This window comes from Nonomuraea sp. NPDC047897, assembly GCF_043204415.1.
Classification (GTDB): Bacteria; Actinomycetota; Actinomycetes; order Streptosporangiales; family Streptosporangiaceae; genus Nonomuraea.
Window position 1 is genome coordinate 663,443 of sequence record NZ_JBIDCC010000001.1, and the last position, 23,570, is coordinate 687,012.

The window sequence follows — 23,570 nt, forward strand, 5'->3', positions numbered from 1 at the left end:
GAAAAGTTGGCCCCGTTTTGAGAAAAGATTTGAGCAAGGCGCTGACCTGCTGCGAAGGCCGTGCATCCGGGTTCGGGCCGCACTGACCCACTACAGTCGGGCTCATGACCGACGTCTGCACCCTGGGCGAGGCGCTGGGCGTGGTGTCCAGCGGGCGGGTCCGCCACGAGAACGAGGCCAGGCTGGACGTCTGCGGTCCCGAGCTCACCGTGGCCGTGGCCCTGGCCCGGCTCGGCCACCGGGCCTGCTTCCTGGGCAAGGTCGGCGGTGACGAGCTGGGCGCGAGGGTGCTCACCGTGCTCAGGGGCGAGGGCGTCGACGTGGCCGACATGCGCGTCACCGAGGGGGCCAGGACCGGCTTGTTGCTGAGGGAGGCGCGGGTCGGCAGGGAGCCGCAGGTCACGCACTACCGCGCCGGCTCGGCGGGCTCGGCGCTGGCACCGGGCAACGTGCCCATCGACCGGATAGCGCGCGCCAAGATGCTGCACGTCACCGGCATCACGGCGGCGCTGGGACGCGACGCGCTGGAGGCGGTCCGCACCGCGGTGAGCGCCGCGAGGACGTCCGGGGTGATGATCTCGTTCGCCGTCCGGTACGTGCCGGAGCTGTGGCCGTCGGTGAGGGAGGCGGAGGAGGTGCTGGGCGAGCTGGCCTGCGCTTCCCACCTGCTGTTCCTCGGCCAGGACGAGCTCGACCTGGTCAAGCCGGCGCTGACGCCGGAGCGGGAGGTCGTGGTGGACCGGGGTGCGAAGGGAGCCAGCGTGCGGGCCGACCGCATGCGGTACGACGAGCCGCGGGTGCAGGTCCCCGTGGTGGACGTGGCGGGGTCGGGCGACGCGTTCGCGGCCGGCTACATCAGCGCCGCCCTGGACGGGCTTACGCCGCCGGAGCGCCTGCGGCGAGGGGCGCTGCTGGGCGCCGCCGTGGTCGCCAGCGCCAGCGACTGGCAGGGCCTGCCGGTCAGGGCCGAGCTCTGACCTCCCCGCCCGCCGCCACGCGGCGAGGCGGCCCGCTCCGGTCGACGGGACCGGCTCGGCGCAGTCCTGAGTCGCGACCGGACCGAGCCGGACGGAAGGAGCCGGGCTGATCGTCGGTGGGAGGGTGTAGAACTGGCCCGCATGGATGATCAACGCAAGGACGCCATGGCGGAAGTCCTGCGGAGCGTGGCCGCGCAGGTCGCGGCAGGTGCCCCGCAGGGCTGGCGGCGAGGATGGGTGCACGCCCGCCGCGGCCCGTCCTGGTCGTGGCAGGGCGGCTCGGGGTACGAGATGCCCGATGGCACTATCGAGGGCCTGCGGGCCGGTCTCCACGGGCTGGCGAAGCTCTACCAGCTCAGCGGCGTGTCGCCGGCGGACCTGACGGTCGAGCTGGCCGTCGAGCCTTCGGGCCGGTTCGAGGCGGTGACCAGTCAAGCGATCACCCGCGACGACTCGGGCCGGTTCCTGTACGTCCTGCGCCCGGACACGCTGCCCCGCGAGCCGGGCGCCGACCAGGCGCCGCCGTCGAATCCGACACCCGCGGGTCACCCGGAGGAGGCCGTCCGGCTGTTCCGCGAGTACGTGCGAAGGCGCGCCGACATCCTCGGTGAGGAGGAGGTCCTGCCCGACCCGCTGGACCCCGCGGAGCGGACGGCGCTGCTGGACGCCTTCCCGGGCGACCTTCCTCCCGACCTGGTGGCCCTGTACGGCGAGGCCGACGGCGACGACGAGATCGGACTCTTCCACGGCCACCTGTGGTTCACCCTGGAGTCCGTGACGACCTACGTCCATCACCGTCCTGAGCGGCGATGGACGGACGACCCGCTCTGGTCGATGGCCGCTGACGGGGAGCCGCCCGGCACCATCCGGCGGCAGCTCAGCAGTCCGTCCTGGATCCCGTTCGCGACCAGCACCGGCGGCGACTATCTGGCGGTAGACATGGACCCGGGGCCCGCCGGCCGCCCGGGCCAGGTCATCCGTGTCGGGATCCACTACGACGGCGCGCCCGTCCACGTCGCGGATTCCGTCACCACCATGCTGCGCCGGCTCGTGGAGGCACTCGACCGGGGCGACTACGAAGAAGGTGACGGCTACCTCGATGTGGGGGCGAGGCTGCCGAGCTACCTGGACGACAGCCGCACCTACTGGCGCGGGCACGCTCCGATCCCGAAGAAGCCGCGCGGGATCCAGTCCCTCGTCGTCGACGAGGTCAGGCACCTCGATCTGGAGCCGGTCCGCGGCGCGCCCCACCTGCGCAGGGTGGCCCTGTTCGGCGAGGGGCCCGTCGATCTGCGCCCCCTGCGCGACGTACCGCTCGAAGCGTTGGAGGCCGAGCTGGACGCGGTCGACCTTGACGCGCTGGCCGGACATCCGACCTTGCGCGCCGTGCGGCTCCGCACGCGGGAGCCCGTCGATCTCGGCGTGCTGCGGACGTTGCCGCGCCTGGAAGGACTCGATCTCGCGGAGGCCGCCGTCCGGGACCTCGCTGTGATCGGCGAACTGGACGGGCTGCTGTCCCTCACGCTCTCGCCCGGGCAGTGGTCGCGGCTCGGCAGGCGGGGGCCGCTGGCGGCGGCCGGGCTGGGCGGCGATCCCACGCCGGGCCAGGTGAGCCGCTGGGCGGCCGGGTTCGAGGACGGGGAGGGGCACGAGGAGGGGCACGGCGGCTACGAGTACTTCGCGGGACGGTTCGACGCGTCTCCGGGAGCGGGCGCCGCCGGCGGTGCGGGCGGGTGACCGTCCTCCCCGGGCGTTAGCATCGGCCGATGAGACGCCTGCCGCCGCTGCCCCCGTCCGACCTCACTCCTGACGCGCGCGCCCTTTACGACACGATCGTCGAAGGGCCGCGCGGCACGTCGATGCTGGACGAGCGGGGCGAGCTCATCGGGCCGTTCGGCGCCATGCTGCTCAGCCCGCCCGTGGGCGACGCCCTCCAGCGGCTCGGCGCGGCGATCCGCTACCGGTCGGAGCTGGGCGACCGGGCGAGGGAGATCGCCATCCTCGTGGTGGCCCATGCCTGGGACTGCGCGTTCGAGCGGCACGTGCACGAGCAGGTCGGGCGGGGGCTCGGCCTCACGGATGCGCAGCTCGACGCGCTGCGCACCGGCGCGCCGCTGGAGCTGGCCGACCCGGAGGAGGCGGCGGTGCTCCGCCTCACCAGGGCGCTGGTGTCGCGCGCCGACCTCGACGACGAGGAGTACGGCGTGTTGCCGGCGAGCGCGGTCTTCGAGCTGACCACGCTGGTCGGCTACTACGCCACCCTCGCTCTGCAACTGCGGGTGTTCCGCGTCCAGCCGGGGGCGTGATCCGGGCCCTCGGCGGCCGGGCGTGCTGCGGCGGCGCGCGGGCATGAAGGGGGTGACGGTCACGGGGAGGGGGCGGCGGTGAAGGGGATCATCGAGGCCGTCGGCGCGGCGCTGGACGTCGCGGGCGTGCTCGTCATCGCCGTCGGCACGGTCGTGGCGAGCGTCGTGTTCGGGCTGCGGTGGGTGCGGGCGCGGCGGGGGGCCGACGTCTACCGTCTGTACCGGCAGGGGGTGGGGCGGGCCATCCTGCTCGGGCTGGAGCTGCTGGTGGCCGCCGACATCATCAGGACCGTGGCCGTGTCGCCGACGTTCGAGAGCGTGGGGGTGCTGGCCGTCATCGTGGCGGTGCGGACGTTCCTCAGTTTCTCGCTGCAGGTGGAGTTGGAGGGGCGGCTGCCCTGGCAGCCGTCACCCGCGCCGGCCGGGGTCAGGCCGACTCCCGGACGACCAGCTCCGTCGGAAGGATGACGGGGTCGGCCGGGCCGCCGCCGAACAGGCCGAGCAGCAGGCGGACCATGGCCGAGGCCTGCTCCGCCACCGGGTGGCGGACCGTCGTCAGCGGCGGCTCGGTGTACTGGGCGGCCTCGATGTCGTCGAAGCCGACCACCGCCACGTCGTCCGGCACCCGCCGGCCCGCCTGGCGCAGCGACTGGAGCGCTCCCACGGCCATCAGGTCGTTGGCCACGAAGACCGCGTCGAGCGACGGGTCGTCGCGCAGGAGCTGGCGCATCGCGACGGCGCCCGACTCGCGGGTGAAGTCGCCGACCGCGACGATCGACCTGCGGTCGGAGTCGCGCAGCACGTTGCGGTAGCCGGCCAGCCGGTCCTGGCCGCCGATCATGTCCTGGGGCCCCGCGATCGTGGCGATGCGCCGCCGGCCCGCCGCCACCAGGTGGCGGACCGCGAGCTCGGCCCCGCCGACGTTGTCGTTGTCCACGTACGGGATGTCGACGGGCACGGCCGGGCGGCCGTAGGAGACGACGGGGACGCGCAGCCGCGACAGCGCGGCCGGCAGCGGGTCGGCGCCGTGCATCGAGATGAGCATGACGCCGTCGACGTGCCCGCCGGCGATGTAGCGCTCGACCCGGGCGTGGCTCTCGGCCGAGGAGGCCAGCATCAGCACGACCTGCTTGTTGACCGCCTCCAGCTCCACGCTGGCCGAGCGGATCACCGTGGAGAACAGCGGGTCCTCGGAGAACACCCTGGTCGGCGGCTCGGAGACGACCAGGGCGATCGAGTCGGTGCGCTGGGTGACCAGGCTGCGCGCCGCCGAGTTGGGCACGTAACCCAGCTCGTCGATGGCGCGCTGGACGGCGTCGCGGATGTGCGGCGCGACCGTCGTCTGCCCGTTGACGACGCGCGATGCCGTGGCGCGGGAGACGCCCGCGCGGGCGGCGACGGCCTCCAGCGTCGGGCGTCTCATGGCTGGACCGAGAGGGAGAGCACGGCAGAAATCTACAGCCCGTTCCTGACGATCACGTCCCTGAACCACAGCGCGCTGTCCTTCGGCACCCGGGCCTGCGTCGCGTAGTCGACGTGCACGATGCCGAACCGCCGCGAGTAGCCTTCGGCCCACTCGAAGTTGTCCAGCAGCGACCACACGAGGTAGCCGCGCAGGTCCACGCCCGCCTCGATGGCGCGGTGCGCCTCGCGGAGGTGGCCTTGGAGGTAGGACACCCGGTCCGCGTCGTGCACCCGGCCGTTCTCCATCACGTCGTCGAAGGCGGCGCCGTTCTCGGTGACCATGAAGGGGACGCCCGGGTAGTCGCCCGACAGCCGCACGAGCAGCCTGGACAGGCCGTCGGGCACGATCGGCCAGCCCATCGCGGTGGTGGGGGCGTCGGCGCCGCGGAACGCGACGTCCTCCGAGCCCGGCCAGGCCGCGTCGGCGGGCCGGCCGGGGCTCGCCTCGACCACGCAGGGGTTGTAGTAGTTGATGCCGATCTGGTCGATCGGGGCGGCGATGGTCTCCAGGTCGCCCTCCTGGATGTGGCCGGTGCCGCCGTTGCGCCGGGCGGCTTCCAGCACCTGTTCCGGGTAGCGGCCGTGGATCACCGGGTCGAGGAACTGCCCGGTCAGCAGCGCGTGCACCCGCGCGGTGGCCGCCGCGTCGGCTTCGCCGGGCGTCGCCGACGGGTCGTTGACCTGGGCGGGGGTGAGCACGGGGGCGGAGTTGACGACGAGCATGAGGTGCTGGGCGCCCAGCTCGCGCAGCCGGGCGGCGGCCAGGCCGTGGCCGAGCAGCAGATGGTGGGCGGCGCGGATGGCCTCGCCCGGGTCGCGCCGGCCGGGCGCGTGCACGCCGTTGCCGTAGCCGAGGAACGCCGACACCCACGGCTCGTTGAGCGTCGTCCAGTGGCGGACCCGGTCGCCGAGCCGGTCGTGGACGGCCGCCGCGTACTCGGCGAAGCGGTGGGCGGTGTCGCGGTCCGTCCAGCCGCCCCGGTCCTGGAGCGCCTGCGGCAGGTCCCAGTGGTAGAGCGTCACGTACGGCGCGATCTCGGCGGCGAGCAGCCGGTCCACGAGCCGGTCGTAGAAGGCCAGGCCGCGCGGGTTGGCGGGGCCGGACCCGTCGGCCTGGATGCGCGGCCAGGCCACGGAGAACCGGTAGGCGGCCAGGCGCAGCTCGCGCATCAGCTCGACGTCGTCGGCGTAGCGGTGGTAGTGGTCGCAGGCCACGTCGCCGGTGTCGCCGTTCGCGACGTTGCCGGGGGAGTGGGAGAAGGTGTCCCAGATCGACTGGCCGCGCCCGTCCTCCTTGACCGCCCCCTCGATCTGGTAGGAAGCCGTGGCGGCACCCCAGACGAAGTTTTCCGGGAAAATCATCCTTTGACCGCTCCTTGCATGATTCCACCAATGATCTGCTTGCCGAACAGGACGAAGACGAGGACGAGCGGCAGCGTGCCGACCGCCGTGCCCGCCAGGCCCAGCACGTAGTCGTTGACGTAGCCGCTGGCCAGCGTCGACAGGGCCACCTGCACGGTCGGGTTGTCGGGGGTGAGCACCACCAGCGGCCAGAAGTAGTCGTTCCAGGCCGACATGAACGTGAGCATGCCGAGCACCGCCGCCGCGGGCCGCGCGACCGGCAGCACGACGTGCCGGAACAGCTTCCAGGTCGTGCACCCGTCGACCCGCCCGGCCTCCAGCAGCTCGGTCGGCAGCGCCCGGGACAGGAACTGCGTCATGAAGAACACCCCGAAGGCGTTCACCAGGGCCGGCACGACGAGCGCGTACATGGTGCCGGTCCATTCCAGCTTCACCATGAGCATGTAGAGCGGGATGCTGCCGAGCAGCGCCGGGACCATCATGGTGCCGACCGTGATCAGCAGCAGGGCGTTGCGGCCCCGGAAGCGCAGCTTGGCGAAGGCGAACCCGGCCAGCGTCGAGAAGAACATCACCGCGACCGCGATCGACCCGGCCACGACGAACGAGTTGAGCAGCGCCAGCGCGAACGGCACGGTGTCGAAGACCCGGGACACGTTGGCGAGCAGGTTGCCGCCCGGCAGCAGCGGCGGTGGCACCTCGGCCAGCGCCGAGTTGTGCCGCGAGGCCACCACCACGCTGTAGTACAGCGGGAACGCGGAGAAGAAGGCGACCGCGAGGAGGGTCAGGTAGCGCAGTCTCATCACAGGCCGCCCTTCATCCGGCGGGTCAGCAGGAAGTTGATCCCGGCGACCAGCACCACGGCGAGGAACATCAGCCAGGACGCCGCCGAGGCGTAGCCGAAGTCGAACTTGGTGAAGCCCTGCTCGTAGACGAACAGCGCGAGCGTCTGGTACTGCCGGTCGGGCCCGCCGCTGACGGCCCCGCCGCCCACGCCGCTGCTCGCGCCGAACAGCAGCGGCTCGGCGATGATCTGCATCGCGCCGATCGTCGAGACGATCACGACGAAGACGATCGTCGGCCGGATCATCGGCACGGTGATCCGGCGGAGCTGGGTGAGCGAGCTCGCCCCGTCGAGGGTGGCGGCCTCGTACAGCTCCTTGGGCACGGCCTGCATGGCGGCGAGGAAGATCAGCGCGTTGTAGCCGGTCCAGCGCCACATGATCATCGTGGCGAGCGCGATGTGCGAGGTGGCCGTGCCGGCCGCCCAGTCGATGGTGCCGGCGCCGAACCACGACAGCATCCAGTTGATGACGCCGTAGTCGCGGCCGAAGAGCTGGCTGAAGATCACCACCACGGCCACCACGCTGGTGACGTTGGGCAGCAGCAGCGAGATCCGGAAGAGGGTCTGGAACCTCATCGGCCGGTTGAGCAGGTGGGCCAGCCAGATGGCGAGCAGGAGTTGCGGCGCGGTGGACAGCACCCCGATGGACAGGGTGTTGACGGCGGCGTTCCAGAAGTAGCCGTCGGTGAGCAGCGTGGCGAAGTTGTCCAGCCCGACGAAGGTCTGCTCCTCCTCCAGCAGCGTCCACTCGTGCAGGCTCACCCACGCCGTGTAGACCAGCGGGAACAGCCCGAACGCGCAGAACAGCAGGAAGAAGGGGGCGACGTAGGCGTACGGCGACACCCTCACGTCGAGGGTGTGCCGCACGCCACGCCCGCGCCGCCGGGGGACGGCGAGAGGCAGGGCGCTCATTTGATCTTCTTGACGTCCTCGAGCACCTGCGCCCACGCCTGGTCGGGGGTCTGCTTGCCCTGCTCGACCCGGCCGAGGCCGTCGCCGATCACGACGCGGACCTCGGCCTCCTTGGGTCCGAGGTGCTGGGGCTTGAGCGCCTTGGCCGCCTCGGAGTAGATCTTGCCGATCGGGGCGTCACCGAAGAAGTCCTTGGTGAAGTTCTGGATCGACGGGTCGTCGTAGAGCGCGGGGATCGACGGGAACGTGCCCTCCTCCTTGAAGACCTTGGCCTGGTTCTCCTTGGAGGTGAGGAAGTCGATCAGCTCGGCCGCCTCCTTGGGGTGCTTGCTCTGCTTGGGGACCATCAGGTGGGAGCCGCCGCTGTTGCCGGACCCGCCGGGCACGGTCGCGATGTCCCACTTGCCGGCGGCGTCCTTGGCCTGCTCCTGGATGTAGCCGGTCATCCAGGCGGGGCAGATGATCGTGGCGAAGGCGCCCTTGGCGAAGCCGGTGTTCCACGGCGGTGAGAAGGCGGCCAGCTTGGCGGTCAGTTTCTCCGAGGTGAGCTGGTTGGACAGGTCCCAGGCCTTCTTCACCTCGGGGTTGGTCGCGACGATGATGTTGTCCTGCTGGTCGTACAGGCCGGTCGGGGCCTGGTTGACCATCGCGCGGAAGATCTCGCCGGGGCTGTCCACGAACTTCGCGCCGGCGACGTCGGCCGCGGCGAACTTCCTGCCGGTCTCGATGTACCGCTCCCACGTCGGCCAGAGCTCGGCGACCTCGTCGCGGTCGGTGGGCAGGCCGGCCTTCTCGAACAGGTCCTTGCGGTAGCACATGGCCAGGCCGCCCACGTCGGTGCCGAGCCCGAGGAGTTGGCCGCCCTGTTTGCCGAGTCCCTGCTGCCACTTCCAGTCGAGGTAGTCACCCTGCCGCCGGTCCAGGCCGAACTGCTTGAGGTCGTGGAACTTGCCGGGTTGGGCGGTGAACGTGCTGATGTAGCCGACTTCGACGGCCTCGACGTCGGCCGCGCCGGCGTTCGTGGCCAGCCGCTTGACGAGGTTGTTGTGGTGGTCGTTGAACTGGGTGACGTTCTCGCTGATCTCGATGTTCGGGTGGGTCTTCTTGTACTCCTCGTAGAGCGGCTTGAAGCCGAAGTCGCCGAACAGGCCGACGGTCAGCTTGATCTTCTCTGCGGGCTTGGCGGCCGTGTCCGCGCCGTCACCGCCTCCGCCGCCGCACGCGGCCGTCACGGCGAGCAGGGAGGCGGTCAGCAGGGGTACGGCGAGTCGCCGGATGCGAGGGGTCATGGAACCCTCCTGGGTTCGGGCCGGGAAATGTCCGTGAGAGCGCTCTCTCAGAAGAGTCGTAGCTTTCACTGCTCGTTGTCAACGAAAGTTGGATAACGATCCGGGTTACAGAGAGAGCGCGTTCACGGTCGCCCTAGGGGCGGGTGGAGGCCCGGACGAACACTCCAATGATCTCGGATAGTTTCTATCCGAGTTCTACCATGACTCGGATAATAAATGTCCGCGTTGGATAGGCTGGTGGCCATGAAGCTGTCCACGGGGGTGGAGTGGGCGCTGCACAGCTGCGTCTCCCTCAGCCAGAGCCGCGAGCCCGTTCCCGCGGCCCGGCTCGCCACTTTGCACGGCACCCCTCCCGCCTACCTGGCCAAACATCTGCAGGCGCTCTCGCGCGCCGGCATCGTGCACTCCACGGCCGGGCACGTGGGCGGATATGAGCTGACCCGCCCCGCCGCTCGGATTTCGGCGCTGGAGGTCGTACGGGCCATCGACGGCGGCGAGCCCGCCTACCGGTGCACCGAGATCCGGCAGCGGGGCCCGCTCGCCCTCCCGGCCGAGCGGTGCGAGCGGTCGTGCGCGATCGCCCGCGCCATGGCCGCGGCGGAGGAGGCCTGGGCGGACGCCCTGCGTCAGGTCACGATCGCCGACCTCGCCGCCCGCATCGACGCCGACAGCGGGGGGACGGCGATGGGCGCCGTCAGCCGGTGGCTGGCCGCCGCACGGCCGGAATCCGGCCAGGAGTGACCTAGGACTTGGGCAGCGGGTAGGCGGTGCCGGCGGTTCACGCGTGGCCGTGTTCCCAGGCCCAGGCGGCGATGCCCACGCGGTTGCGTACCCCGAGCTTGCGCTGGACGTTGGCCACGTGGGTCTTGGCGGTGCCGGCCGAGATGAACAGCTCGGCGGCGATCTCGGGGTTGGACCTGCCGCCGGCGACCAGCTTGACGATCTCCAGCTCGCGGTCGCTCAGCGGTTGCTCGCCTGGTACGCCGGTGCGGGCGGGCGACGGGGTGAGGTGGCGCAGCAGGCGTACGGTCACCGAGGGGCTGATCAGCGCATCGCCGGCGGCTGCCGCTCTGATGCCCTCCATGAGGAGCACCGGCCCCGCGTGTTTGAGTAGGAAGCCGCAGGCTCCTGCGCGGAGCGCGGCGTGGACGTACTCGTCGAGGTCGTAGGTGGTCACGACGATCACGCGCATCGGCGACGGCGTCTCGGGGCCGGCCAGGCACTGGGTGAGTTCGAGCCCGTCCATGCGCGGCATGCGGATGTCGGCGACGACCACGTCCGGCCGGAGTTCGCGGGCGAGGTCGAGCGCGGCCAGGCCGTCCGGTGCCTCGCCCACCACCTCCAGGTCCGGCTGGGCGGCGAGGATCGTGCGGAAGCTGCGCCGGATGGCCGGCTGATCGTCGGCGATCAGAACCCGGATGGTCATGGGAACACCGCCTTCACCACCCAGCCGCCGCCGGCGGCGTGGCCGGAGGTGAACTCGCCGCCCAGCGCCTGCACCCGCTCGGCCAGCCCGGCCAGGCCGACGCCGGCGCGTTCGGCGGACGGCAGGCGTAACAGGGCCTGGTCACGTGCCTGGTCATGCGCATGGTCGGCGACGGTCACGACGACCGCTCCCGTCTCGTCGCTCACCTGGATGGCGACGCTCGACCCGGCCGGTGCGTGCTTTCTGACGTTGGTGAGCGCCTCGACGACGATGCGGTAGATCGTGGTCGCGACCTCGCGCGGCACCGGGCCAGAGGGTTCGACGCGCATATCGGTGTCGGGGAAGCCCGCGTCGGCGAAACGCCGTACCAGATCGGGCAGGCCGTCGAGGCCGGGCAGCGGCTCGGCGGAGGCGCTGTCGCCCTCCAGCTCGCGCAGCATGCGCACGGTCCGATCCATGGACGCGAGCGCTCGCGCGCCGTCCTCCTCGATCGCCCGCAGGGCCGCCGCGGCCTCGGACGGATCGCGGTTGAGCAGGATCTGCGCCGCCTGTGCCTGGATGACCATGGCGCTGACGTCGTGGGCGACGAAGTCGTGCAGGTCGCGGGCCAGTTGCAGGCGCTGGGTGCGGCGGGCCTGCCTGACCGCGTTGACCCGGCGTCGGTCCAGGGTGCGCAGATAGGCGCCGAGACCGACCGCGCCTGCCGTGCCGATAGACCAGAAGAGGGTGAGGGCGACCGCGTCGAGGCCCGAGGGTGGCGGCTGGGTGATCTGCAACCCCAGCAGCGCTTCGGAGATCGCGGCCACTCCCACCGCCGGGGCTGCCTGCCGTACGGCGGACCAACGCACGGTCAGCGTGATGAGCGTGAGCACGGCGATCGTGTGGACGTAGGTCGACGGGCCGCCGGGGATGCCCGGATCGGTCAGCCAGGCGAGTGTGCACGTCGCGCCGGTCAAACCAGCGGTCGCGGTGATCGCCGCGAGGAGGGGGCGGGCCTTCGGCCACCAGACGAGCGACATGGCCGCGGCGGTGAGCAGCGCGGACACGACGATGAGCGGGCTCGGGAGCGGCCGGAGGACGAGTGTGAGCGCGAGCGCGCCGGCCACCGCCGGCCCGCCGGCGAGGAATCTCATGACGGCACCCTAGGGCAGCCGCTCGCGACGCCGAATCGGCCGATCGGCAGATGTTTTCCCTGCCTTGGCGGCGCAGTCTGGGTCCACGTCATCCGCAACAGTTCTGGAGGTAGAACGTTGACGATCAACTTGCTGCACAAGGCTCCGGCCACCAGCGACACCGAACGGCCCGTCCCGCGCTGGGCGCTGCGTGCCGCCTACGCGCTTCCCTGGCTGCTGCTCCCTTCGTGTCTGTGGAGGTTGCCGTTCGCCTTTCACTTCGAGATGGGTCAGCTCAGCGACGCGCCGGTGTCTCCGTTGTGGGTCACCATCCCGTACGTGTTCGGGCTCAGTGTGCTCACGGAACTGGTGGCGCTGCTCAGCATCGGTCTGGTGCGCCGGTGGGGCGAGGTGGTGCCGGGCTGGATCCCCGTCATCGGCGGCCGGCGTGTGCCGCCGATGGCGGCGGTCGTCCCTGCCGTGGCCGGTGGGCTGCTCTTGACCGTGGTCTCGGTGTGGATGGTGCTCACCTGGGTTGGGGTCTCCGGGCACATGGCGTATGAGAACGGCTGGTGGCAGGCGCTGGCCATGGTGTGCATCACCCCGCTCGCGCTGTGGGGTCCGATCGTGCTCGCCCTGGCCTACGCCTACCAACGGCGCCGCCGCCACAGCTGAAGGTCCTGACTGGAGTTGAACGCTTGCATGGCTCGCAATACATTCGTATAGACTACTGAGCGTGCGACCAATTACTGAAGAAGATCTGACGACGCGTGCGCGCATCCGCGACGCGGCGATGGCGTTGTTCGCCGAACAGGGGGTCAAGGCCACCACGATCCGCGGAATCGCCGAGGCCGCCAAGGTCTCGCCGGGCCTGGTGCAGCACCACTTCGGGACCAAGGAGGCGCTCAGGCACGCGTGCGACGAGTACGTCCTCGGTTACCTGCGCGACCAGGTCACCGCGGGCGTCACCGACCACGGCCTGGACAAGCCGGAATTCATCGAGAACGTCCACCGGACGGCGCCGCCCCTGATGAAGTACCTCGGCCGCGCCCTCGTGGACGGCTCTCCCGCGGCCGCCGCGATGTTCGACGAACTCGTCCGCGTGACGGAGGAGCATCTCGCCGACGACGAGCGGTCCGAGGCCGATCACCGCGCCCGCGCGACCGTGCTGACGGCGATGAAGCTGGGCATCACGGTGCTGCATGAGCACGTCTCCCGCGCGCTCGGCACAGACCTGTACGACCCGCAGGGCGCGCTGCGCGTCGGTAAGGCCCAGCTCGACCTGATCAGACCGGAATTCCTCGGCCGCGAACTGTTCGACCAAGCGCGGACGGGCCTGGACAAGCTCGAGGCACACCAATGAACACCACAGTGCACGCCGACGGCCTGGTCAAGACCTTCGGCCGGGCCAGGGCCCTGGACGGGCTCGACCTCACCGTCAAGACGGGCGAGGTGCACGGCTTCCTCGGCCCCAACGGTGCGGGTAAGACCACCACGATCCGTATCCTGCTGGGCCAGATGCGCGCCGACGGCGGCCGGATCGCGTTACTCGGCGGCGACCCCTGGCGCGATGCCACCGAGCTGCACCGAAGGCTCGCCTACGTGCCCGGCGACGTCACCCTGTGGCCCTCGCTCACCGGCGGCGAGGTCATCGACCTGCTGGGCAGGGTGCGCGGCGGCCTCGACCCCAAACGCCGCGCCGAGCTGTTGGAGCGCTTCGAGCTCGACCCGCGCAAGAAGTGCCGCACCTACTCCAAGGGGAACCGTCAGAAGGTGGCGCTGGTAGCTGCCTTCGCCTCCGACGTCGAACTGCTGGTGCTGGACGAGCCAACCTCGGGCCTGGACCCGCTCATGGAGGCGGTCTTCAACGAGTGCGTCCTGCAGGAGAAGCGCGACGGCCGCACCGTGCTGCTGTCCAGCCACATCCTGTCGGAGGTGGAGACTCTGTGCGACCGCGTCAGCATCATCCGCGCCGGCCGCACCGTCGAGTCCGGCACCCTGACCGACCTGCGCCACCTCACCCGCACCTCCGTCACCGCCGAGCTGATCGGGCCAGCGCCCGGCCTGGCCGCCCTGCCCGGCGTACACGAGCTGACCGTGGACGGCGTCCGGCTGCGCTGCCAGGTGGACGGCGACGCGCTCACCCCGGTGCTCGCCGAGCTGGCCCGGGCGGGCGTACGCACCCTGACCACGCAGCCGCCGACCCTGGAGGAGCTGTTCCTGCGCCACTACGAGGGAGCCGCCAGATGACCGGCACCATGACCGGCACAGGGACACTGATCCGGCTCATCCTGCGCAGGGACCGCGTGCTGCTGCCCGTGTGGATCGCGATCACCGCGCTGCTTCCGGCGAGCATCGCCTCCGCTACCACCGACCTGTACGCCGACCAGGCCGCCCGCGACTCCTTCGCGGCGGCCTCGGCGAGCAACCCCGCGCAGCTGGCCATGCGCGGCCCCATCTACGACGCGAGCGTCGGCGGCCTGACCGCATGGACGCTCGGCTCCTCTCTCGCGCTGATCGGCGGGCTGATCAGCATCCTGCTGGTGATCAGGCACACCCGCGTCGAGGAGGAGACCGGCCGGCGCGAACTGCTGGCCTCGGGCGTCATCGGCCGTCACGCCCCGCTGGCCGCCGCGCTCGCGGTCGTGCCGGCCGCCAACCTGCTGCACGGTCTGCTGTCGGTGCCTGCCCTGGTCGCGGGCGGCCTGCCCATGGGTTCCTCGCTGCTGTTCGGGCTGTCCACCGCCGCGGGCGGCTGGGCGTTCGCGGCCATGGCCGCCGTCACCGCGCAGCTCACCGCGTCCTCCGGTACGGCCCGCGGCATCGCCATCGCCATCGGCGGCCTGCTGTTCGCACTGCGCTCGCTGGCCGACACCGGCGGCATCGGCTGGCTGGCGTGGCTGACGCCGTTCGGCTGGGTCCGGCTGACCAGACCCTACGCCGGCGACCAGTGGTGGGTGCTGGGACTTATCGCGGTGTTCGCCGCCGCCCTGGCGGCGGCCGCGTTCGCGCTGTCCACGCGGCGGGACGTGGCCGGCGGCCTGATCCCCGTCCGCCCGGGATCCGCCAACGGGACGCTGCAGGGCGCGTTCGGGCTGGCCGCTCGCCTGCACCGTGGCACGCTGACGGGCTTCGCGATCGGTTTCGGAGCGCTGGGCGCCCTGCTCGGCGTGGCGGCGCGCGGCCTGAATGCCCAGTTGGACACGCCGCAGTTCCGGGAGCTGGCCGCGACCCTCGGCGGCGCCGACGCCCGGCTCGCGGACGTGTTCTTCACCTTCGTGATGTTCGTACTCAGCCAGCTCGTCGCGGGGGCGGCGCTGGTGTCGGCGCTGCGCGCCCGTGGTGAGGAGGCGGCTGGCCGGGCCGAGCTGCTGCTGTCCACCCCCGTCGGCCGGCTGCGCTGGGCGCTGAGCCACCTGGCCTTCACCGCCGTGAGCCCGGTGCTGCTGCTGGCCGTGCTGGGTGCGGCGGCGGGGCTCACCTTCGACGGCGACGTGGCCCGCGTCACCGGGGCCACGCTCGCCTACCTGCCCGCGGTCTGGATCGTGGCCGGGATCGCGACGCTGCTGTCCGGCCTGCTGCCACGGGTGGCGGCGGCCGTGAGCTGGACCGTGCTCGGCCTCTTCCTGGTCGTGGATCTGCTGGCGGAGTTCAAGCTGGCCGCCGGGGTCATCCTCGAGCTTTCGCCGTTCGTGCATGTGCCGGCGCTGCTCCTGGGCGGCGCCTCGTCACCGGTGGCGCCGCTGCTGGGGCTGACCGTGGTGGCCATCGCCTTGACCGCGGCGGGGCTGGCGCTCCTGCGTCGCCGCGACCTGGTGCCCTCCGCGTGAAGCCGGCCACGCCGACGTCAGGTGAGGCCGAGGCTCGCGGGTAGCAGGGCGCGGATTGTGGCCTGGACGGCGTCGAGATCGATCGCCTCGGGCGCGACCCGCCATTGGGCGTGCACGCCGATGACGGCTCCCACGACCCGTGGCGGCGGTGCAGGCCGGCGCAAGCAGGGTGATGAACAGGCGCGTGGCCGGCAGCCGGATGAAGTCCATGACCTGGTCGAGCGAGTCCCCGGCCGTATCGGCCGGGTCGGCCGGGGGGAGGCCGGCCAGGACGGCGTGGAGGCCGTCCGCGCCGCCCGCGACGCCGCGCCCGCCTGGCGGGCCACCCCCCACCACGACCGCGCCGCCGTCCTCGACCGGGCGGCCGGCCTGATCGACCTGTCCGCCGAGGAATGGGGCCGCGAGCTCAGCCGCGAGGAGGGCAAGACGCTCGCCGAAGGCGTCGCCGAGGTGCGCGGCGCCGCCCGCATCCTGCGCTACTACGCCGCCGAGGCCGACCGGGAGAGCGGCGAGGTCTACGCCTCCCCGCGCCCCGGCGAGAACTTCCTCGTACTCCGCAGACCGGTCGGCGTCGCCGGGCTGATCACCCCGTTCAACTCCTTGATCGCGATCCCCGCCTGGAAACTCGGCCCCGCCCTCACCTACGGCAACACGGTCGTGTGGAAGCCCTCCTCGCTGGTGCCGCTCCTCGCCACGCGCCTGGCCGGCGCGCTGACCGAGGCCGGCCTGCCGGACGGCGTGCTCAACCTCGTCCACGGCGACGCCGACGCCGGCGCGGCGATCATCGAGGACCCCGGCGTGGACGTGGTGTCGTTCACCGGCTCCACCGAGGTGGGCCGGGCCGTCATCGCCCGCTGCGGCGCGCTCGCCAAACCGGTGCAGACCGAGATGGGCGGCAAGAACGCCGCCGTCGTGCTCGCCGACGCCGACCTCGACCACGCCGCCGAGCAGGTGTGCCTGGGGGCGTTCCGGTCCACCGGGCAGAAATGCACGGCCACCTCCCGCCTCGTCGTCGAAGAATCGGTGGCCGGCGAACTGCTGCGCAAAGTGGCCGCCCGCGCCGCGGAACTCGTCGTCGGCGACCCGCTCGCCGCCGGGGTCGAGATGGGGCCGCTGATCAGCGCCGCGGCACGGGACCGGGTGACGGCGGGCGTCCGCCGGGCTGTCGAGGAAGGGGCCGAGCCGCTGACCGGCGCCCGGCCGTACGAGGAGGGCGACCTGGCGGCCGGCTGGTTCGCGCCGCCGACCGTGCTCGCGCTGCCCGGCACGGACGTGGACGTCTGGAGCACCGAACTGTTCGGGCCCGTCGTCGGCGCCGTCCGGGCCACCGGCCCCGAGGAGGCGCTGCGGCTGGCGAACCACAGCGAGCACGGCCTGTCGGCCGCCATCTTCACCCGCGACCTCGGCACGGCCCTGCGCGCCGTGGACGACCTCGACGTCGGCGTCCTGCACGTCAACTCCGAATCCGCCGGCACCTTCCCGTGGGTGCCGTTCGGCGGGCGCAAGCTCAGCGGCTTCGGGCCCAGGGAGCAGGGGCGGGCCGCCCGCGAGTTCTTCACCCAGACCGCGACCGTCTACCTCGGGACACCCGCGTGAGCGGCGCGCTGTCCGGCCTGCTGGTGGCCGACTTCAGCCGGGTGCTGGCCGGGCCGTACGCGACCATGCTCCTCGCCGACGGGCTGGGACTGCGGTCCGTCGTGGGGGAGGGGGCGGCGGCACAGGTGGCGAACCCCATCGGGCTCGACGTGACGCCGCCCGAGTACCGCCTGCCGCCGCGGGCGCTCGGACAGGACGACCAATGGGTCCGTGAGATATTGGGCCCATGACCGCGCCAGAGGGGCAGCTCGCCGCCGACGGGGGACGCCGCAGGCCGCCGACGGCCCAGCAGTTCGTCCTCGGCGAGCTGCGGCGCGCCATCACCACCGGCCGGCTGCGCCCCGGCGACCCCATCCGGCAGGAGGCCCTGGCCGAGGAGCTCGCCGTCAGCAGGGTCCCGCTCCGCGAGGCGCTCAAGACGCTGCAGGGCGAGGGCCTGGTCAGCCCGAGGCCAACCGCCGCTTCCACATGACCGTCTTCGACGCGGCCGGGCTGCCGCGCCTGGTGCGGATGATCAGGACGTTGTGGGACTCCACCGACGCCTACCGGTCCGTCTACTACGGCGAGGAGGCCAACCGGCGGCGGGTCATCGAGGAGCACCGGGCCGTGCTCGACCTGATGCGCCGGCGCGACGCCGACGCCGTGGCGCGCACCCTGGCCGCGCACCGCGGCCACGCCGTGACGGCCATCGAAGCGGTCCTGCCGCCCTCCTGACCTCAGGTCAGGACACGGCCCACCATGCGGGCGTACATGCGCCCCGGGCTCGGCGCCTCGGTGAGGAAGCCGGGCAGCACGGGCAGCCCCACCACGAACGGCTCCAGCCGCGCGTACAGCTCCTCCGCGCCCGACGGGCGATCGTCCGGCCGCTTCTCCAGCAACTGCCCCAGCAGCGCCGCCAGCGGGCCGGGCAGCCCCGGAACGGCCGGCGGCCGCTCCTTGACCTGCTTCTCGAAGACCACGTAGTCCGTCGGCCCGGTGAACAACTGCCGGCCGGTCAGCATCTCGTGCAACACGCAGCCCAGCGAGTAGAGGTCGCTGCGCGGCTCGGCGACGCCGTGCTGGATCTGCTCCGGCGCCATGTAGGCGGGCGTGCCGAGGATCTGGCCGATCCGGGTGAACGTCGTGACGTCGGTGTCGCGCAGCATCGCCAGGCCGAAGTCGAGCACCTTCACGCTGCCGTCGGGGCAGAGCATGAGATTGGTCGGCTTGAGATCGCGGTGGCAGATCGACAGCGCGTGCGCGGCCGACAGGACGGCGCACGCCTGCGCGGCGATCCCGGCGGCCCACGGCACCGGCAGCGGCCCGTGCTCGCTCACCACGTCGGCCACCGTGACGCCCTCGATGAACTGCATCACCTGGTAGAGCCGCTGCTCGTGGGTGCCGAAGTCGTACAGCACCGGGGCGCCCGGATGCTCCAGCCGGGCCAGGATGCGAGCCTCCCGGATGAAGCGGCGCTCCAGTTCCTGATCGGGGCCGCTCGGCAGCCGGAGCAGCTTGACCGCCACCCGGCGGTCGAGGTGCCGGTCGTGGCCCGCGTACACGGCTCCCATGCCGCCCTGGCCGAGGGGAAGGTCGTCGAGCACATAGCGGTCACCGATGACCATTCGCCCTCCCCCCGCTGCCTTCGGGAAAAACTACACCGTCAGGACTGCGGGCGCAGGTGGCCGTCGGCCAGCCCGTCGAGCCCCAGCCGGATGAGCGCCTGGCCGAGCGTGGTGGTCTCGCGCAGCGCGTCCTCCAGCACCGCGAGCTGCCGGAACGCCTCGCCGTAGGCGCCCTGTTCCGTCAACGGCAGGCGGGGCAGGCGGGTGCGCCGCACGTCGAACCGGCTGGACCCGGTCGTCACCCGGCCGCCGGCCGCCCGCAGGAACCCCGCCAGGAAGTCGGGGTCGAGCCGGCGCCGGTCCACCCGGTAGAGCGTCAGATGCGGCCCCAGCACGCAGCCGCCCTCGGCCACCACCCGCACGCTGGAGTAGGACGCCACCACGTCACCCGGCTGCACCTGCACGAGACCCTGCCGCGCCACCGTCCGGCCGGTCGGCGCCCCGCCCTGGGCGAGGTCGTCTGCCGTGAGCACCGGCACGTCGCCGGACCCGGTCGCCATCCTGGCCGGTGCCTGCAGCACGCCCACCAGACCCTCCTTGATCAGGTCGCCGATCGTGGTGAACGGCTGGTCGAGCGGCTGCTCCAGCACCTTGAGGTCGGGTGGCGCGGCCGTGGCCGCCAGGAACCGGTCGCGCGCCTCGGTGAAGGCCCGCCCCAGGTCGTCGCGGCGCTGGTGGCGGGCCGGCGTCATGTCGACCTCGTCGGCGAGCAGGTCGATGATGCGCACGGTCTGCTCGGAGCGGTCCTCCAGGTAGGCCCGCCAGGCCGGTTCCACGAGCGTCAGGTCGTCGGTGGCGTCGAGGATGAGCACGTCGGACGGCGGCCGCTCGCCGGCCGCCGGGCGGCGCAGCAGCCACAGGTCGGAGCCGGGCAACGCGATCACGGCGCGCAGCGCTCCCGCGCGCAGCAGGTTGGCCCGGATGCGCCGGCCCGCCTTGCGGCTGGCCGCGGCGGGCGGCATGAGGACGGCCACCCGGCCGCCCGGCCGGACGTGGGTCAGGCAGTGCTGCACCCAGGCGAGCTCCGGCTCGCCGCGCGGCGGCAGGCCGTACTCCCAGCGGGGGTCGCCCGTCAGCTCCTCGTAGCCCCAGGCGCGCTCGTTGAACGGCGGGTCGCACACGACCGCGTCGGCGCGCACTCCGGCGAACCCGTCGTGGCGCATCGAGTCGCCGGCGACGATCTCGGCCGCCACGCCGCGCAGCCGCAGCCGGGCCGCCGTGATGCGCGCCGAGGTGGCGCTCAGCTCCTGGCCCAGCACCCGCATCCCTGAGGCGACGCCCGGTTCCTGCCCCTGGACCCGGCTCGCCCGTGTGTCCCTATCCGCGTCCCGTGTGTCCCTATCTGCGTCCCGTGTGTCCCTATCCGCGTCCCGCGCGTCCCGGTCCGCGTCCGGGCCCGTGCCCGGTCCCGGCGCGAGCAGCAGCGTGCCGAGGCCGCAGGCCGGGTCGAAGAGGGTGGCACCCCCGCCCCCGCCGTCGCCGCGACCCGCGCCGACCAGCCGGACCATCAGCTCGGCGGTCTCCTCGCGGGTGATCGACAGGCTTCTGGAGTGCGCCTCCAGGTAGCGCTCGACGAGGAACTCGTACGCGGTGAGCGGGTCGTGCCGCTCGGCCAGCTCGGTCACCAACGCGGCCGGTTCGAGGTCGAGCGCGCTGCGGCCGGTGGTCAGCAGCGCCCCCGCCTCGGCGACCAGCTCGCCCAGGCGCAGATCTCCCGCGGCCCTGAGGCGTTGCCACACCCGATCTCCCAGCGAGACCTGGTAGGACTTCCCATAGCGTCGCAACCACGCCTCGACCTGCCGGAGCGAGAACAATGGCTGATTGGTGGTTCCTCCGACGGGATCGGGGAAGTCGTCGTGGCGGCGTCGCCAGTTGCTCACCGCGGCACGCCCGACCCCCGCGAGCCGGGCGATGTCCCCGGCGTTCACGGTGGGGTCGTGGCTCATGCCGCCCACAGTAGTTCACAAGAGTCTTCAGCGCATCTGCTTGTGAAGTCTTTCAACCAATGATTTACTGCTGTGTATGAAGCACAACATCCGCTATGCCGCCGGATCAGATGTGGGCCGCCGCCGTGAGCAGAACGAGGACTCCGGCTACGCGAGCGGCCGGTTGCTCGTGGTGGCTGACGGGATGGGTGGACACGCGGCCGGCGAGCTGGCGAGCTCGGCGGCGATCGCCGTCATGCGCGAGCTGGATGCCACGCTTCCCGAGACCGGCGCCGACCTGGAGGCGGCGCTGGAGGGCGCCGTGCACGAGGCGGCGCGCCGGCTGGTCGAGCTGGCCGAGATCGACCCCGCGCGCAGGGGAATGGGGACCACGGTGACCGCCCTGCTGTGGGACGGCTACCGGTTCGCCCTGGCTCATCTCGGTGACTCCCGCGGATACCTGCTTCGCGATGGTGCTCTTTACCAGATGACCAAGGATCACACACTTGTGCAGTCGATGGTGGACGAAGGACGGATAACGGAGGATCAGGCCGCCGTGCATCCCCGCCGTTCCATGGTGCTGCGGGTCCTGGGCAGCGAGGGGCGGGCCGAGCCCGACATGGCGCTGCGCGAGGCCGAGCCCGACGACCGCTATCTCCTGTGCTCCGACGGGCTCACCACCGTCCTCGGCCCCGAGACGCTGCACGAGGTGCTGACCACGGTCGCCGACCCCGCCCTCGCCGTCCAGCGGCTCATCGACCTCGCCAACGAGGGCGGCTCGCCCGACAACGTGACCGTCATCGTGGCCGACGTGGTGCCGCCCGGCACCGGGGACGACCAGATCCACCGGGTGGGCGCCGGCGCCTGACGACGGGGCGGCCCGGCACCGGCCTCCGGACCGCCGGCCCCCACCTGCCCCTTCTGTCACTGAGTTCGCCACTTTGCCGGTGTACGGCGCGTGATCACGACGGCGCGATTAAAGTCCATCGTGATCTGCCGACTCTGGGAGGAGTGGCCCTGGACCCGATCGCCGAAGCCCTGCTGAAGCAAGTCCGCCACGAACTCGGCTACCGGGAGAAGAGCGGCCAGCACACGAAGTTCGGCCACTGGTACGCCGAACGTGTCCAGGACCCTCAGTACCGTGACGCGCCGTGGTGCGACATGTTCATCGCCTGGGCGGCCGACAAGGCCGGAGTGGCCGACTACGTCGGGCAGTTCGCCTGGACGCCGTCCCATGCCGGGTGGTTCATCAAGCAGGGCGCGTGGAGCGCCCGGCCCGAGCCGGGGGCGCTGGTCTTCTTCGACTGGAAGGGCGGCAAGAGCTACAAGGGCGTGGACCATGTCGGCATCGTCGAGCGCGTCTCCGGTGACAAGATCCACACGATCGAGGCCAACGTCGACCGTGTCTGGCTCAAGCGCAAGGTCCGCGAGACGGACAAGGTCGTCGGCTACGGCCTGCCGCGCGTCGTCAAGGCCAACGCCCAGCTCACCGAGATCCGCAGCACCGAGCATCCGTTCGCGCCCGCGCCCCGGACCCGGGAGACGGGCTCGCCGTTCGACGTCTTAGGCACGCCGCAGGCGCTGCTGGCGGCGATGGTGCTGACGACGATCGTGCTGTCCCTCCGCTTCGCCGGCCGCCGAGCCGTGGCACGCCCCACCGCCGCACGTTCTGCCACCGCGGGCTCCGCCACCGGGAGTCCTGTCACGGGGAGTGCTGTCACGGGGAGTGCTGCCTCCGAGAGCTCTGGCCCCGGCAGTCCCGACGCCGGGAGTCCGGCCGCCCCGGGTGTCGCCGGTCCGGGCGCACGGGCAGGGGAGGGCGAGGGCCGTTCCGCTCAGGAGCACGCGCCGCATCCCGTGGCCGTACCCCGAGCACGGGTGCCCACGGGAGCGGGTTCCGCGCGGACCCCCAGCCGGCGCAGGCCGTACGAGCCGAAGGTCTGAGAGGCGGAGCTGCGCCGGTCCGTCGGCCGTGTCGGTGTTCAGCGCGGGCTCGCCCAGGTCGGGGTCCAGGTCCCCGTGGCGTCCCGGCCGGTCGCCGTGGCGGCGAGGTGGGCGCGGAGGGTGGCCAGCGCCGGGTGGGGGCTGTCGCGACGCCACAGGAGCGAGTGCGGGTAGACGGGTGTGGGGTCGGTCACCGGGATGCGACGCAGGCCGTGTCCGGCGGGCCAGACGAGCCGGGTCTGCTCGCCCATGAAGGTGGCCAGGGCGGGGGTGTCGGCGATGGTGTCGAGGAGGGCGTCGGAGCCGAAGTTGGGCCCGGTGGCCTCGATGGTGAGGCCGAACTCGGCGACGAGGTCGTCGTAGTAGGCGGCCCATTCGGTGCCGGGGACGATGCCGGGCATCCAGATGCGGTGCCCGGAGAGCTGGGACAGGGTCACTGACCGGGCGTCGGCCAGCGCGTGGGCGGGGCCGGTGAGGAGTTGGAGCGGCTCGTCGAGCACCCGGGCGGACTCGATGTCCTCGGCAAGCGGCCGGCCGGGCACGGCGACGGCGCGAAAGGACGCGTCGATCACACCGGACCGGATGGCGGCGACGGCCGTCTCGATGTCGAACAGCATCACCACGTCGAGTTCGATCTCGGGATGAACGCGGTGAAAGCCGCGCATCAGACCCGACGCCGCGCCGCGCGAGGCGATGATGTCGACACGCAGCGGACGGCTGCCCGTGCGGACGGACGCGACCGCGCGTTCGGCCACCCGGAGTAGCTCCCGGGCATGGGGCAGGAACGCCTGCCCGTCGATGGTGAGCCTGGCGCCGCGCGGCGTGCGGGCGAACAGCCGCACGCCAAGGTCGCGCTCCAGCGCGGCGATGCGCTTGGAGACGGCCTGCTGAGTGACCGCCAGCTCGGCGGCGGCCTCCTGGAACTGCCCCGCGTCGGCGGCGGCGACGAAGGTCCGGACGGTGTCGAGGTCCACGCGGAAAC

24 protein-coding genes and 1 pseudogene are annotated in these 23,570 nt (G+C 72.2%); 15 read left to right on the forward strand and 10 right to left on the reverse strand.

Going from position 1 to position 23,570, the window contains the following annotated elements; translation table 11 throughout:
- Positions 1 to 104: 104 nt before the first annotated feature.
- From ACGF0J_RS03015 to ACGF0J_RS03030, 4 genes are all read left to right on the forward strand, one after another.
- Positions 105 to 977, forward strand: coding sequence for a sugar kinase (locus ACGF0J_RS03015; RefSeq protein ID WP_393141739.1), 873 nt, complete (start codon positions 105 to 107; stop codon positions 975 to 977).
- 141 nt (positions 978 to 1,118) lie between these two features.
- Positions 1,119 to 2,714 (forward strand): SMI1/KNR4 family protein, encoded by a 1,596-nt coding sequence (locus tag ACGF0J_RS03020; protein WP_393141740.1) that lies wholly within the window; start codon positions 1,119 to 1,121, stop codon positions 2,712 to 2,714.
- Between the two features lie 29 nt (positions 2,715 to 2,743).
- The gene (locus ACGF0J_RS03025) at positions 2,744 to 3,283 is read left to right on the forward strand and encodes a carboxymuconolactone decarboxylase family protein (protein ID WP_393141741.1); all 540 of its coding nucleotides are present in this window, start codon (positions 2,744 to 2,746) and stop codon (positions 3,281 to 3,283) included.
- A 78-nt stretch (positions 3,284 to 3,361) separates the two neighbouring features.
- Complete coding sequence (locus tag ACGF0J_RS03030) at positions 3,362 to 3,751, forward strand: DUF1622 domain-containing protein (RefSeq protein ID WP_393141742.1); 390 nt, start codon at positions 3,362 to 3,364, stop codon at positions 3,749 to 3,751.
- On the opposite strand, the gene ACGF0J_RS03035 is transcribed toward ACGF0J_RS03030, so the two are convergent.
- From ACGF0J_RS03035 to ACGF0J_RS03055, 5 genes are read right to left on the reverse strand one after another with little or no spacing between them, the layout of a single operon-like run.
- Positions 3,711 to 4,706, reverse strand: coding sequence for a LacI family DNA-binding transcriptional regulator (locus ACGF0J_RS03035; protein WP_393141743.1), 996 nt, complete (start codon positions 4,704 to 4,706; stop codon positions 3,711 to 3,713). The genes ACGF0J_RS03030 and ACGF0J_RS03035 overlap by 41 nt on opposite strands.
- A gap of 32 nt (positions 4,707 to 4,738) precedes the next feature.
- Positions 4,739 to 6,109, reverse strand: a complete 1,371-nt coding sequence (locus ACGF0J_RS03040; protein WP_393141744.1) for a GH1 family beta-glucosidase — start codon at positions 6,107 to 6,109, stop codon at positions 4,739 to 4,741.
- Entirely contained in the window at positions 6,106 to 6,909 is an 804-nt protein-coding gene (locus tag ACGF0J_RS03045) for a carbohydrate ABC transporter permease (protein ID WP_393141745.1), read from the reverse strand. Before ACGF0J_RS03045 ends, ACGF0J_RS03040 begins: the two co-directional genes overlap by 4 nt.
- Positions 6,909 to 7,862, reverse strand: a complete 954-nt coding sequence (locus ACGF0J_RS03050; protein ID WP_393141746.1) for a carbohydrate ABC transporter permease — start codon at positions 7,860 to 7,862, stop codon at positions 6,909 to 6,911. Before ACGF0J_RS03050 ends, ACGF0J_RS03045 begins: the two co-directional genes overlap by 1 nt.
- Complete coding sequence (locus tag ACGF0J_RS03055) at positions 7,859 to 9,151, reverse strand: extracellular solute-binding protein (protein ID WP_393141747.1); 1,293 nt, start codon at positions 9,149 to 9,151, stop codon at positions 7,859 to 7,861. The genes ACGF0J_RS03050 and ACGF0J_RS03055 overlap by 4 nt, the downstream gene beginning before the upstream one ends.
- A gap of 243 nt (positions 9,152 to 9,394) precedes the next feature.
- Here ACGF0J_RS03055 and ACGF0J_RS03060 point away from each other — a divergent pair, with 243 nt between their 5' ends.
- On the forward strand, positions 9,395 to 9,892 hold the full coding sequence (locus ACGF0J_RS03060) for an RrF2 family transcriptional regulator (protein WP_393141748.1): 498 nt from the start codon (positions 9,395 to 9,397) through the stop codon (positions 9,890 to 9,892).
- A 37-nt stretch (positions 9,893 to 9,929) separates the two neighbouring features.
- On the opposite strand, the gene ACGF0J_RS03065 is transcribed toward ACGF0J_RS03060, so the two are convergent.
- Both ACGF0J_RS03065 and ACGF0J_RS03070 read right to left on the reverse strand, forming a co-directional pair.
- Positions 9,930 to 10,577 carry a response regulator gene (locus tag ACGF0J_RS03065; RefSeq protein ID WP_393141749.1) on the reverse strand — a complete coding sequence of 216 codons (648 nt, stop codon included), beginning with the start codon at positions 10,575 to 10,577 and terminating at the stop codon, positions 9,930 to 9,932.
- Entirely contained in the window at positions 10,574 to 11,710 is a 1,137-nt protein-coding gene (locus ACGF0J_RS03070; protein WP_393141750.1) for a sensor histidine kinase, read from the reverse strand. The genes ACGF0J_RS03065 and ACGF0J_RS03070 overlap by 4 nt, the downstream gene beginning before the upstream one ends.
- Before the next feature lie 117 nt (positions 11,711 to 11,827).
- Here ACGF0J_RS03070 and ACGF0J_RS03075 point away from each other — a divergent pair, with 117 nt between their 5' ends.
- The 8 genes and pseudogenes from ACGF0J_RS03075 to ACGF0J_RS03110 all read left to right on the forward strand — a co-directional run bounded on the left by ACGF0J_RS03075 (position 11,828) and on the right by ACGF0J_RS03110 (position 17,829).
- The gene (locus tag ACGF0J_RS03075; protein ID WP_393141751.1) at positions 11,828 to 12,364 is read left to right on the forward strand and encodes a hypothetical protein; all 537 of its coding nucleotides are present in this window, start codon (positions 11,828 to 11,830) and stop codon (positions 12,362 to 12,364) included.
- 61 nt (positions 12,365 to 12,425) lie between these two features.
- Positions 12,426 to 13,052, forward strand: coding sequence for a TetR/AcrR family transcriptional regulator (locus tag ACGF0J_RS03080; protein WP_393141752.1), 627 nt, complete (start codon positions 12,426 to 12,428; stop codon positions 13,050 to 13,052).
- Entirely contained in the window at positions 13,049 to 13,939 is an 891-nt protein-coding gene (locus ACGF0J_RS03085; protein ID WP_393141753.1) for an ATP-binding cassette domain-containing protein, read from the forward strand. The genes ACGF0J_RS03080 and ACGF0J_RS03085 overlap by 4 nt, the downstream gene beginning before the upstream one ends.
- Positions 13,936 to 15,519 (forward strand): ABC transporter permease, encoded by a 1,584-nt coding sequence (locus tag ACGF0J_RS03090; protein WP_393141754.1) that lies wholly within the window; start codon positions 13,936 to 13,938, stop codon positions 15,517 to 15,519. The genes ACGF0J_RS03085 and ACGF0J_RS03090 overlap by 4 nt, the downstream gene beginning before the upstream one ends.
- A 120-nt stretch (positions 15,520 to 15,639) precedes the next feature.
- Positions 15,640 to 17,115 (forward strand): aldehyde dehydrogenase family protein, encoded by a 1,476-nt coding sequence (locus ACGF0J_RS03095; RefSeq protein ID WP_393141755.1) that lies wholly within the window; start codon positions 15,640 to 15,642, stop codon positions 17,113 to 17,115.
- Positions 17,112 to 17,195, forward strand: a pseudogene (locus tag ACGF0J_RS03100) (CoA transferase); the annotation flags it as partial. The gene ACGF0J_RS03095 and the pseudogene ACGF0J_RS03100, both read left to right, overlap by 4 nt.
- Positions 17,196 to 17,341: 146 nt before the next feature.
- A complete protein-coding gene (locus ACGF0J_RS03105) occupies positions 17,342 to 17,587 on the forward strand; it encodes a GntR family transcriptional regulator (RefSeq protein WP_393141756.1) in 246 nt (81 codons plus the stop codon).
- Positions 17,584 to 17,829, forward strand: coding sequence for an FCD domain-containing protein (locus tag ACGF0J_RS03110; protein WP_393141757.1), 246 nt, complete (start codon positions 17,584 to 17,586; stop codon positions 17,827 to 17,829). Before ACGF0J_RS03105 ends, ACGF0J_RS03110 begins: the two co-directional genes overlap by 4 nt.
- A gap of 2 nt (positions 17,830 to 17,831) precedes the next feature.
- Here ACGF0J_RS03110 and ACGF0J_RS03115 read toward each other — a convergent pair whose 3' ends face one another.
- A complete protein-coding gene (locus tag ACGF0J_RS03115) occupies positions 17,832 to 18,719 on the reverse strand; it encodes a serine/threonine-protein kinase (RefSeq protein ID WP_393141758.1) in 888 nt (295 codons plus the stop codon).
- Positions 18,720 to 18,757: 38 nt separating this feature from the next.
- The gene (locus ACGF0J_RS03120; protein ID WP_393141759.1) at positions 18,758 to 20,665 is read right to left on the reverse strand and encodes an N-6 DNA methylase; all 1,908 of its coding nucleotides are present in this window, start codon (positions 20,663 to 20,665) and stop codon (positions 18,758 to 18,760) included.
- A 76-nt stretch (positions 20,666 to 20,741) separates the two neighbouring features.
- On the opposite strand from ACGF0J_RS03120, the gene ACGF0J_RS03125 reads away from it, so the two are divergent.
- The gene (locus tag ACGF0J_RS03125; RefSeq protein ID WP_393141760.1) at positions 20,742 to 21,512 is read left to right on the forward strand and encodes a PP2C family protein-serine/threonine phosphatase; all 771 of its coding nucleotides are present in this window, start codon (positions 20,742 to 20,744) and stop codon (positions 21,510 to 21,512) included.
- 143 nt (positions 21,513 to 21,655) lie between these two features.
- Positions 21,656 to 22,588 carry a CHAP domain-containing protein gene (locus ACGF0J_RS03130; RefSeq protein WP_393141761.1) on the forward strand — a complete coding sequence of 311 codons (933 nt, stop codon included), beginning with the start codon at positions 21,656 to 21,658 and terminating at the stop codon, positions 22,586 to 22,588.
- A gap of 38 nt (positions 22,589 to 22,626) precedes the next feature.
- Here ACGF0J_RS03130 and ACGF0J_RS03135 read toward each other — a convergent pair whose 3' ends face one another.
- The gene (locus ACGF0J_RS03135; RefSeq protein WP_393141762.1) at positions 22,627 to 23,562 is read right to left on the reverse strand and encodes a LysR family transcriptional regulator; all 936 of its coding nucleotides are present in this window, start codon (positions 23,560 to 23,562) and stop codon (positions 22,627 to 22,629) included.
- Between the last annotated feature and the right edge of the window lie 8 nt (positions 23,563 to 23,570).